Annotated in this window: 4 protein-coding genes; all 4 read left to right on the plus strand. The window is 71.6% G+C overall.

What is annotated here, in order from left to right:
- The first annotated feature begins 247 nt into the window (after window positions 1–247).
- The 4 genes from Y590_RS07985 to Y590_RS08000 all read left to right on the plus strand — a co-directional run bounded on the left by Y590_RS07985 (window position 248) and on the right by Y590_RS08000 (window position 12,235).
- Window positions 248–7,525, plus strand: coding sequence for a beta strand repeat-containing protein (locus Y590_RS07985; RefSeq protein ID WP_060769381.1), 7,278 nt, complete (start codon window positions 248–250; stop codon window positions 7,523–7,525).
- Window positions 7,526–7,560: 35 nt separating this feature from the next.
- Window positions 7,561–9,837 (plus strand): CHASE2 domain-containing protein, encoded by a 2,277-nt coding sequence (locus tag Y590_RS07990; RefSeq protein WP_286161872.1) that lies wholly within the window; start codon window positions 7,561–7,563, stop codon window positions 9,835–9,837.
- A 174-nt stretch (window positions 9,838–10,011) separates the two neighbouring features.
- Window positions 10,012–11,004: a DUF808 domain-containing protein gene (locus tag Y590_RS07995; RefSeq protein WP_060769382.1), complete on the plus strand. Its 993-nt coding sequence runs from the start codon at window positions 10,012–10,014 to the stop codon at window positions 11,002–11,004.
- Window positions 11,005–11,251: 247 nt separating this feature from the next.
- The gene (locus Y590_RS08000) at window positions 11,252–12,235 is read left to right on the plus strand and encodes a putative bifunctional diguanylate cyclase/phosphodiesterase (protein WP_060769383.1); all 984 of its coding nucleotides are present in this window, start codon (window positions 11,252–11,254) and stop codon (window positions 12,233–12,235) included.
- The last annotated feature ends 140 nt before the right edge of the window (window positions 12,236–12,375 follow it).

The following is a 12,375-nucleotide window of genomic DNA, read 5'->3' on the forward strand; positions in this document are numbered from 1 at the left end:
CAAACCCGCCTCCGGGTAGGGACTGTTCCGGTCGGAGAGATTTTTCCGCCGATGCGTGCAGATCCAGCCTCGGAGATGCACAATCGATGGAGCCGCAACGCCGATGGAAGCGCCGGCTATGCGTGAGACGATTTGATAAATAGGGCTCGGCTTCGGGCCCGTGACTGAAAAGCACGGAAAAAGCGGGCGATTCGGCACGTTCCGAGACTTGGCGGTCTCGGTGCGCCGGCGAGACGGGGTTAGGGGCATGGCTCAGCATCAGCGCGATGCGCTGCTTACGACCGTCTTCGTCGGGAGTGCCGTGCTCGCCGTGTTGCTCCAGGGCGCACCGGCTTGGCCGGCGAGCGGGGGAGCCGGCGGCCGTTCGTCGGGCGGCACGCTCGGCAATGGCAGGCCCGGTGCCGATGCGCCCGCCGGCAGCGCCGATCCCGGCGGCAATCTGGGGAATTCCGGGGCCGGCGGGGGCGGCAATGGCGGCGGGCCGGGCCTCGCCGGCGGGGCTGGCGGCAGCGGCTATGCCTTCCCCGACGGCGACGGACCGCTCGTGACCAGCCCGGGCGGCGCGTCCGGCGCCGGGGGCACGAGCGGCTCCCCGAACGGCGGCGACGGCAGTGAGGCGCCGATCTTCTCGACCAGCGGCGCGGGCGGCGGTGGCGGCGGCGCGAGCGGCAACGGCACCGGTTCCCTGATCGACAATGCGGCGACGCTGGCCGGCGGCGAGGGTGGCCGGGGCGGAAACGCGACGAACTACGATGCCACGGCGCCCGCCAGCTTTCAGGGCGGCGGCGGCGGCGGGGCCGGCGGCGAGGGCGCGATCGTCGCGGGGGGCGGGGGGGCGAGCGCCAACCGGGCCGGCGGAATCCTGCAGGGCGGGGCCGGCGGCGCGGGCGGCGACGCGCAAGCCGGCGGCGGCGGCGGCGAGGGCGGCATCGGGCTTCGCAACGCGGGAACGGTCTCCTTCACCAATGCCGGGGCGATCCTGGGCGGCGGCGGTGGTGCCGGCGGCGGCACGGCGCGGGCCGATGGCGGCACTGCAGGGGCTGGCGGCGCGGGCGGGATCGGCGTGTTCCTGTCCGGCGGCAGCCCCTTCCTCAACGCGGCGGGTGGCACGATTGCGGGTGGGGCCGGCGGCCTCGGCGGCGGCCTCGGATTTCCCGGCCAGGCTCCGCGTACAATCCTCGGCGCGGCCGGCGAAGGTGGCGCCGGGCTCTCCGGGCCGGCCGGCGCCAGATTGTCCAATGCCGGAACCATCACCGGCGGCACGGGCGGCGGCGGCGCCGTCGGCGCGCCCGGCTTCGTCGAATTCGTGGGACCGTCGGGAGCGCCGGTCGCCATCGGCGGGACCGGGGGGACGGGCGGGGCCGGCGGCCGCGGCGGGGTCGGCGTGCAACTGACCGGTGCGGACGGCTTCGGCAACATCGGCACCGTGGCCGGCGGAGCGGGCGGCATCGGTGGCGTGGGCGGCCAGGCCACCGGAAACTCCGAAGGGCCGATCGGTCCGCCCGATGCCTCCGGCGGCACGGGCGGCATCGGCGGCACGGGCGGCACCGGGCTGCGGATCAGTGGCGCGACCGCCCCCGGCAATGCCGGGACCCTTCTCGGCGGGGAAGGAGGACAGGGCGGAGGAGGCGGTCTGCCGGGCTTCAGCCTGGAGAGCCGGGGCGGGGCCGGCGGCCAGGGCGGCGCGGGCGGCATCGGAGCGCAGCTCATCGGCACCGACTTCACCAGTTCCGGTCGCATCGCCGGTGGCCGGGGCGGGGCAGGCGGGGCCCCCGGCCTGCTGGAAGGCTCCGTCGCGACGGGCGCGGCCGGGATCGGCGGCACGGGCGGTGCCGGCCTCTTGCTCGAGGGCGCGAGCCGCTTCACCAACCTCGCTGCGGGTCTCGTCGCGGGTGGGACGGGCGGAACCGGCAGCGGCGCCGGCGGGATCGGCGTGCTCGCCCCCGGCGGCGGCACCCTGATCAATGCCGGGAGGATTACAGGCGGTGCGGGGGCCACCGGCGCGAGCGGCGCCGTGGCAGGCGGTGGCTTGGGTGGAACGGCCGTCGTCGGCGCCAATCTCGCCGTCGTCAATTCGGGCCTCATCGCCGTCGGCGCGGGCGCCACCGGCCCCGCCGCGGCGGAGACGGGCCGGGCCATCAGCTTCACCGGCGGCCTCAACAGCCTCACCCTGACCTCGACCGCGCAGATCGAGGGAACGGTCGCCGCCTTCAGCGCCTCCGACCGGCTCAGCCTCGGCGGTGTCGCCGACGGCACGTTCTCCGTCGCCGCGATCGGGCCGCAGTACCAGAATTTCGGCATCTTCCAGAAGGTCGATACGGGGGTCTGGACGCTCACCGGAACGACGCCGGCGGTCACCCCCTGGCAGGTTCTGGGCGGCACGCTCGCGATCAGCGCGGATGCCGGTCTCGGCGCGCCGTCGGGCGGGATCCTGCTGAACGGCGGAACGCTCCGGGCCACCGCCGCCCTCTCGACGGCGCGGACGGTCACCCTGGGGCCGGCCGGCGGGGCGATCGAGGCGGTTCCGGGCGTGGCGATGGTCGCGGCTGGGCCGCTTGCCGGCACGGGCGGGCTGACGAAGACCGGGGCCGGCACCCTGACCCTGAGCGGTGCCAACACCTATACCGGCGCGACAACAATTGAGGCCGGGATGCTGGTGCTGGCGGGCTCTGGCACGATCGCCAACTCACGCTCGGTCAGCGTCTCCGGCGAACTCGATCTGTCGCAGACGAGCACGGGCGCGCGCCTTGTCACCCTGTCGGGCTCCGGGACGGTCACCCTCGGCGCACAGACGCTCACCGTTACCAGAGGCTCGACCAGCTTCGCCGGCACGATCCGCGATACCGGAGGCCTCGTCAATGCAGCGGGGGGCGGCCTCACTCTTGGTGCTGGCCAGCTGACGCTTACGGGCACCAATACCTATACCGGCATCACCTCCGTGAGCGATGGCACGCTGGCGCTCGCCGGCCCGGGCGCGATCGCCGCCTCGCGTTCGGTCGGTGTCGGTGGCGAACTCGACTTGTCGCAGACCACTGCGGGCGCGCGCCTCATCGCCCTGTCGGGTTCCGGAACCGTCACGCTGGGCGCGCAGACGCTCACCATCACTGAGAGCTCGAGCAGCTTCGCCGGCACAATCCGCGATGCTGGCGGCCTCTTCAACACAACCGGCGGCGGCCTTGCCCTCGCGGGCGGCCGGCTGACGCTCACGGGCAGCAACACCTATACCGGCGCCACCACTGTGAGCGGCGGCACGCTGGCGCTCACTAGTTCGGGCGCGATTGCATCGTCGAGCAGTGTAGCGCTGGCAACGGGTGCCAGCTTTGACATCGCGGGGCTGGCCAACGGCGGCACCGCGATCGCCGGCCTGTCTGACACCGCCGTCGGTCAAACTGGAACGGTGAACCTCGGCTTCAATCGCCTGACGCTCACTAACGCCGCCGGCACCTTCTCCGGCGCGATCACCGGCGCCAGTGGGCTGACACTCGCGGGTGGGACGCAGACGCTCGCAGGCCCGAGCAGCTATACCGGCGCAACCCTCGTCTCGGCCGGCACGCTGCGGGCCGGGATCAACAATGCCTTCGCAGGCACTTCTGCCTTCACCGTGGCCGGAGACGCGACCCTCGACCTCGCCGGTTTCAGACAAGCCATTGGGTCGCTCGCTGGCGCCGGCAGCGTCACGCTGGGGGCTGGCGCGCTTACCGCGGGCAGCGACGGACGCTCAACGGGCTTCTCCGGGACGGTTTCCGGCGCGGGCAGCCTAACCAAGGTCGGGGCAGGCACGCTGACGCTGTTGGGCACCAACACCTATAGCGGCGGCACGGCGCTGAACGGCGGCACGATCCTGGTCTCGAGGGATGCCAGCCTCGGCGCGGCGACGGGCGGCCTGAGCTTCGGCGGCGGTGCGCTCGCCACGGGAGCCGACTTCACCACCGGCCGCGCGCTCACGCTCGGCGCCGCGGGCGGCACGCTGGCGCCGGATGCAGGCGCGAGCCTCACCCTGACCGGCGTTGTCGCCGGCCCCGGCCGGCTCACGGTGGGCGGGGCCGGCCGCGTGGTCCTGACCGGGACCGCCAGCTATGGCGGGGGAACAGCAGTGAATGCCGGCGCCACCCTGCAACTCGGCAACGGCGGCACGGCCGGCGCGATCCCCGGCGATGTCGTCGCCAATGGCACGCTGACCTTCAACCGTTCGGACCGGCTGGATTTTGCCGGCGTCATCTCCGGCTCTGGCACCCTGAGCCAATCGGGCACGGGCATCACGACGCTCACCGGCAGCAACGGGCCGGCGGCCCGGTTCACGGGCACGGCCGCCATCCATGCCGGGACGCTGGCGGTCAACGGCACCTTCGGCGACACCACGGCCAACACGGCAAGCGTCAACGTCAATGCCGGCGGCACCCTGCTGGGGGCCGGCACCGTGGCGGGCTCGGTGATCGTCAACGGCGGCACCGTCTCGGCCGGCAACTCGCCGGGTACGCTGACGGTCGCCGGCAACTACACCCTCAACCCCGGCTCGACCTCGCTGTTCGAGTTCGGCAGCCCGGGAATCGTCGGCGGCGCGAGCAACGACCTCATCAATGTCGGCGGCAATCTCGGGCTCGGCGGCACGCTCAGCCTCGTTTCGGCGGCGGGCGCCACGGCCGCGCCGGTCTCGGGCGCCTACCGGCTGTTCAATTACGGCGGCACGGTCTCGGGCGGCTTCGATCGCATCGCCACGCCGAGCGCCGGCACGAGCGCGCTGGTCTATACCGACATCCCGGCCCAGGTGAACGTGCTGCTGGTCAACGGCAACCAGTCGGTGCAGCTCTGGGATGGCGCCGACACCACCGGCGCCGCAGCCGGCGGCCAGGGCGGCACCGGCACGTGGAGCGTGGGCGGCACCAACTGGACCCGCCTGCCCGGCGGGCAGATCAACGACGTCTGGCGCTCCGGCGTCGGCCTCTTCGCCGGGAGCGCCGGGACGGTGACGGTGGCCGGGGCTCGGAACATCCAGGGCCTTCAGTTCACCGCCGACGGCTATCGGCTCGGCGGGACCGGCACGCTCAACCTGACCGGCGACCCCTTCACGACGGCAGGTCAGAGCTTCGTCACCGTCGATGCCGGCGTCTCCGCCACCATCGCCACCGGACTGACCGGGCAGGCGGCGGAGATCGGCCTGCGCAAGCTCGGATCCGGCACGCTGACCCTGACGGGCGCCGGCACCTATACCGGCGCGACGACGGTCGAGGCCGGCACGCTGGCGCTCGTGGCCGGCGGCGCGCTGGCCTCCTCGGTGACGACAGGGGCCGGCGGCGCTTTCGCCAATTTGGGAACGGTGGGCGGCGGTCTCACCAATGCCGGCTCCGCCACCAACGACGGCACGCTCAGTGGGCCGGTCACCAATAGCGGCAGCTTCGCCAACCGCGGTACGGCCGGTGCGCTGACGAGCAAGGCGGGCGCGGTGACGAATACCGGAACGTTGAACGGCGCGGTGATCGTCACCGGCGGCAGCCTCGCACTCGGCCCCGGCAGCCTTGTCACCGGCGCACTGACGAACGGCGCCACGGTCACGGTACAGGGCCGGATCGCGGGGGCGGTGACGAACGGGGCCGGCGCAAGCTTCACGCTGTCCGGGCCCTTGGCCGACCTCACTGCCCTGACCAATGCCGGCACCGTGAGTTTGGCGGGCAACGCTCTCGGCATCGGCACCCTGACGGGGGAGGGCGGGGTGATCCAGAACGCCGGCGCCCCGGCGGCGGTGCTGACGCTGGGAGCCGGCAGCACCGCCGGGACCGTGCTGCAGGACGGCGCGGGCGGCGCCCTCGCACTGGCGAAGGTCGGGTCCGGCACGCTGACCCTGACGGGGGCGAGCACCTATGGCGGCGGTACCACGGTCACCGGCGGCACGCTGGCGCTCGGCCGTCCGGGGGCCGCGGGCAGCGGCGCCATCGCGCTCGATTCCGGCACCCGTCTGGCCTTCCTCGGCAGCGGCTACACGGTGGAGAACGCGATCCGCCTCGAAGGCCCTGCCGCCGCGACGATCGATTCCGGCTCCGGAGCGGTCGCCCTGTCGGGTTCGATCTCCGGGCCCGGCGCTCTGGAGAAGGCCGGCCTCGGCACGCTGGTGGTGTCCGGCACCGGCACCTATACGGGCGCCACCGCAGTCACGGCCGGCATCCTCCAGGTCGACGGGGCGCTCACGGGGGCGTCGATCCTGACGGTCGAGCCCGGCGCGGGCCTGACCGGAACCGGCCGGGTCGGCGCGCTCACGGTCCATTCCGGGGGATTTGTCGCGCCCGGCAACGCGGCCGACCCCACGGGCACCCTGACGGCGGAGGGGCCGGTCGTGCTCGGCGCGGGCTCGACGCTGGCGACGACGCTGTCGCTGACGGCGGCGAGCCGGCTCGTCACCCCGGCGACCGCGACGATCGCCTCCGGGGGGATCCTGCAGATCACGCCCTCCAGCCTCGCCTACACCACGCCGGTGCGGTTGCCGATCCTGGTGGCGAGCGCGGGGCTGACCGGCCAGTTCACCACGGTTCGCTTCACCGCACCGGTGCGGGGCCTCCAACCGATCGTCGGCTACGACGCGGGCAGCGCCTACCTCCAGTTCGGCGAGGCCGAACCCGGCCGCCCGGCCGAGCCGCCGGGACCGGATCTGACGAGCGCGATCGCCTCGGCGCAGGGGCTGGCGCGCGACCGTTTCGGCGCCTTCGTGACGCAGCGCGTCCTCGGCAGCGTGCTCACCGGCTTCAACCAGCAGATCAGTTGCGGCGACTGCTTCAGCGGCTTCGGCATGGCCGGCTCCTACAGCGTCGGCGCGCAGGGACGTAAGGCGCTCACCGAGGAACTCATGGCTATCGGCGGCTTCGCCTATACCGGCTACGACAGCGGCCGGGTCCGCGTCTCCGGCGGGCCGATCTTCGCCGGCCTGCTGCGCTACGATCCCGCCGGTTTCGGTTCGGCGCGGCCGTTCGTGGATGTCGGCGGCCTGTTCGCGCCGAGCCAGAACACGACCTACAACCGAGGATACACCTTCGGGAACATGACCGGCCAGGGCACCGGACGGGTGTCGAGCCTCGGTGGTTCGGTCTTCGGCCGGGTCGGCTATGTCGCCCGGCTTTCGCCGCAGGACGAGGTCGCGGCGGCCGTCGAGTACAGCCGCGGCTGGCAATATGCCGGCGCCTATAACGAGGGTCTGCTCGCCCCGAACCCCTACGCCCTGGCGAGCCGCGGTGGCACGGACATCATCAACATCGCCAAGCTCGGCGGCCAATACACGCACCTGTTCGGCACCGCGATCGAGGCGCAGCTCAATCTCGGCGTCGCCCACGGCTTCGGCCTGAAGAGCGGCCTGAACGGGACGGTGGCGGACGTGCCGTTCACGACACCGATCAAGGATCTGACCTGGGCGGAATACGGGGCGCGGATCAGCTACCGGATCCAGCAGGATCTCGCGCTCGACGGGTTCGTCCTCGGCACGCTCGGGCCGCAGCCCGTCGGCGACACCATCCACGGCGGCGCCTCGGTGCGCTACGCGTTCTGACGCCGCTGCACGAGGATCGGCGGGAAGGGCCGCGCATGCGCAGGACGGTCATGCCCGCCCTGTCCGCGAGCCGGGGCCCCGTCGGCCGCCTCGGCCGCCGCATCGGGCCGGGCCGGCTGCTGGCCGGCGGCCTGCTCGTGCTGCTGCTGCTGTTGCGGATCTCCGATCCCCCGGCGGTCGAGACCCTGCGCGTCCGGACCTTCGACGCGCTTCAAGTGCTGGCACCCCGGGTGCCGCCGGCCGAGCGCCCGGTGGCGATCGTCGATCTCGACGAGGCCAGCCTCAAGGAATTCGGCCAGTGGCCCTGGACGCGCACGCGGCTCGCCGAAATCTGCCGGAAACTCCAAGAGGCCGGGGCAGCGATCGTCGCCTTCGACATCGTCTTCTCCGAGCCCGACCGCCTGTCGCCGCCGCTCCTGGCGCAGACCCTGCCGGACCTGAGCGAGGCCGCTCGCGCCGGCCTGCGGGCGCAGCCCGACAGCGACAGGGTCTTCGCCGAGGCGATCGGGCGCATGCCGGTGGTGCTGGGCCAGACCGCCGCGAGCACGCCCATCGCCTGGACGGGGGAGGGGCCGCCGCCGCAGACCGGCACCGCCGTGGTGGGGACGGATTTCGATCCGGAGGCGGCGCTGATCGGCTTTCCCGGCCTGATCCGCAACCTGCCGGTGCTGGAGCGGGCCGCCGCGGGACGGGGCGTCTTCACCATCAGCCCCGAGCGGGACGGCGTGGTGCGGCGGGTGCCGATGGTGCTGCGGGCGGGCGGCACCGTCGTCCCGACCCTGGCGCTCGACATCCTGCGGGTGGCGACCGGGGCGGACACCCTGCTGATCCGGACCAACGACACCGGCGTCGTCTCGATCCGCCTGCCCGACCTCACGGTGCCGACCGATCCGCGGGGGCAGATCTGGGTGCGTTTCAGCCCGCATGATCCGGGGCTCTATGTGTCCGCCAAGGATGTCTTGAACGGTACGGCTCCACCCGAACGGCTACGCGGGAAAATTGTCCTCGTCGGCACCTCCGCCGTCGGCCTGCTCGACAACCGCACCACGCCGCTGGACCGCTCGATGCCCGGCGTCGAGATCCACGCGCAGCTCCTCGAAAACCTGCTGACCGGCGCCACCCTCACCGTACCGAACGAGGCGACCCTGATCGAGGCCGGCGCCACGGCGGCGGTGTCGCTCGCCATCATCCTGTTCGCCCCGATCCTCGGCGCGCTCGGCCTGCTGCTGTTCGGCGGCATCGTCGCGGCGCAGCTCGTGTTTCTGTCGTGGTACCGGTTCTCCGCGCACGGCATCCTGTTCGATGCCACCTACCCCCTGCTGACGACCTTCCTCGTCTACCTCACTCTCGTCTTCACCAACTACTTTCGCGAGCAGGCCGGACGGAAGCGGATCCGCACCGCCTTCGGCCGCTACCTGTCGCCGGACCTCGTGGAGCAGCTCGCCCACTCGCCCGAGCCGCTGCGACTCGGCGGCGAGGAACGGCGCCTGACGATCATGTTCTCGGACGTGCGCGGCTTCACCGCGATCGCGGAGTTCTACAAGGACGATCCCGCCGGGCTGACGGCCCTGATGAACCGATTCCTCACGCCGCTCACCCACGCGATCCTCGAGCGGCAGGGGACGATCGACAAATACATGGGCGACGCGATCATGGCATTCTGGAACGCGCCGCTGCCCGTCGACGACCACGAGGCCCAGGCGGCGGCGGCCGCCCTCGACATGCTGGCGCGGATGGACGCCCTGAACGCCGCGCGTCGGCGCGAGGCGGAAGCGGGCGGGCACCCGGTCCTCCCGCTGGACATCGGCATCGGCATCAACACCGGGGCCTGCGTCGTCGGCAACATGGGCTCCGACCTGCGCTTTGACTACTCGGTGCTCGGCGACCCCGTGAACGTCGCCTCCCGCCTGGAGGGACAATCCAAGCTCTACGGGGTGAAGATCGTCCTCGGCGCGGCGACAGCGGAGGCTCTCTGCGACCGCTACCCGGTGATCGAGATCGACCGCGTGCGGGTGAAGGGCAAGAGCGAGCCCGAGACGCTCTTCACCCTCGTCGGCGACGAGGGTTTTCGGCGGTCCGAGCCGTTCCGGCAGCTCGCGGCCCGGCACGCCGCGATGATCGCGGCCTATCGCGCCCGGCAATGGGACGAGACCCACGCGGGTGCGGAGGCTTGCCGCATGCTCGCGAAGGGGCTCGCGCAGGATCTACGGATCGACGGCCTCTACGCGCTCTACGCGGCCCGTGCGGGAGCCTTCCGCCGTGAGCCGCCGCCCGAGGACTGGGACGGCGTCACGGTCGCTACCGCGAAATAGAGCATCGCCCCGGACGGCGGCTGCCGGCTTTCGACGAAAGACGATGCTCTGGCCGGTACGGGCGCGCGGCTCTCGGCGTGAGAGCGATCCGCGCCCTGCCTCGCGGGCCGCCTCCTCGCTTAACCGCTACGCTGCGCCATATGCTCGCCGAGCATAGAACGGGATGAGGCGACTGTGAGCGTCGGACTGCTAGCCCTCTTGGATGACGTGGTCGCCCTGACGAAGGTCGCGGCCGCGTCGCTGGACGATGTTGCGGCCCAGGCCGCCAAGGCCGGGACCAAGGCGGCCGGCGTCGTGATCGACGATGCCGCGGTCACGCCGCGCTACGTGGTCGGCTTCTCGCCGGACCGCGAATTGCCGATCGTCTGGCGCATCGCCCGCGGCTCGCTCATCAACAAGCTGGTGTTCCTGCTGCCGGCCGCGCTGCTGCTCAGCGCCTTCGCGCCCTGGGCGATCACTCCGCTCCTGCTGCTCGGCGGCCTCTACCTCGCCTATGAGGGTGCCGAGAAAATCTACGAGATGATCGTGCCGCACGCGGCTCACGATCACACGGCCGAAGCGAAGGCGCGGGCGGCCGCACCGAATGCGCAGGTTCTGGAAGACCAGCGGGTCTCCGGCGCGATCAAGACCGACTTCATCCTCTCGGCCGAGATCATGGCCATCACCCTGTCGGGCTTGGGCGATGGCACGGTCTGGTCACGCGCCGTGGTGATGGCGCTCGTCGCGATCGGCATCACGCTCGCGGTCTACGGCGCCGTCGCCTTGATCGTGAAGGCCGACGACATCGGTCTGGCGCTCGCCCGGCGGGGCAGCGGCGTGCTGGCCGCGATCGGCCGCGGGCTGGTGCGGGGCATGCCCGTGTTCCTCAAGGCGCTGGCCCTCGTCGGCACGGCGGCCATGGTCTGGGTCGGCGGCGGCATCATCGTCCACAGTCTCGCGGGCTACGGCTTCGCCGGCCCTGAGCACGTGATCCACGAGGCGGCCGTGGCCGCGAGCGGGGCCGTGCCGGCACTCGGCGGCGTCATCGCGTGGCTGGTGACGGCGGGCGGCGCGGGCGTGGTCGGACTGCTCGCCGGCTTCGCGCTGATCCCGATCGCCGGCAAAATCCTGGCGCCGGCCTCGAGAGCGGTCAAACAGCTCCTCCCGATGCGAAGAAAAGAAACCTGATGAAACCGAGAAAAGGATCGAGCGTCGTATCCTGTTCTGCTGAGAGCAAGCGTCTCGAGCCGTTGCTGTGCTTCAGAATTTGTTAGGGGTGGCCGAGGAGGGAAATTACGCAACCATACGATAACTTTTCCTTAGGCTCTGCCGATTATCATTTGTTGGCTTGAACGTCCGATAGCTGATGATTCGGAACAAGCGTGAGGGCGGCTCGAACCACGATGCGTGCAGCATTCTACATAAAGCGCCTTCCATGAGACGCGAGCCTGCTGTTCCGTCGCAGCGCCTGCATCGTTCGGAGGACGGGCACTGCATCGATCCGGTCAAGCTTTCGGCCGTGGCCGGCTTGACTGCACAGCGCCTCGATTCGGAGCGCTCCGCGACCGGCGCCATGGCCGCTCCGCAGGTCCCGGCTCGCATCGAGGATCTGCAGGCCGAGGATCTCCGGTCGGCCCTGGCCGGGGGGGAGTTTTTTCTCGTCTATCAGCCGATCGTGTCCGCGGCGACGAGAGCGATCACCAGTTGCGAGGCGTTGCTGCGCTGGCAGCACCCGTCCCTGGGGCCGGTATCACCCGCTGACTTCATCCCCCTGGCCGAGGAGACCGGAGCGATCGGCCCGATCGGAGCCTGGGTTCTCGAGGCCGCCTGCCAGCAGGCGGCGGCATGGCCGGATTTCTGCCGGGTCTCGGTGAACGTCTCCCCGGTTCAACTGCAGGATCCGGACTTCGCGGACCGGGTCATCGCCGCGTTGCGAGCCAGCGGACTGGAGGCACGTCGGCTCGAACTGGAGCTGACCGAGGGGGTCCCGATGGGTGACGTCGCCGTCGCGCTCAAGGGCGTCGCGGCCATCCGTGCCCTCGGCGTCAGCATCGCCCTCGACGATTTCGGAACCGGCTTCTCGTCGCTCGGCTACCTGCAGCGCTTCGCCTTCGACAGGCTCAAGATCGATCGCACGTTCATCACAGGCCTCGATGAGGCGCGCGAGAGCTGGTTCCTCGTCCGGACGATGCACGACATCGCCCATCATTTCGGGATGGCGGTGACCGCCGAGGGAATCGAGACCGAGGATGAAGCCCGGATGCTTCGCGAGATCGGCGCCACGGACCTGCAGGGCTTCCTGTTCAGCCGGCCTGTCACGGGCGCGGCCGCGACGGCGCTCTTGAGGGAGCAGGCGCACAGGCTGCGATCGGGCGAGGCCGGACGACGAACGAAATCCTTGAAACGCGCAGCCCCGTGATGCGCCCTGCCGCCCGACCTCGCGGCCGGGGCAAACGAGATCGACTCTGGACCACTGTTTAGAGTGCCATTCGCCGAACCGGCAATCCGCTCCGAGGCAGGAGCGCTCCCACGCGCGGGTCTTCCGTAAAGGACCTGGAC

This window comes from Methylobacterium sp. AMS5, from assembly GCF_001542815.1.
Lineage (GTDB): Bacteria > Pseudomonadota > Alphaproteobacteria > Rhizobiales > Beijerinckiaceae > Methylobacterium.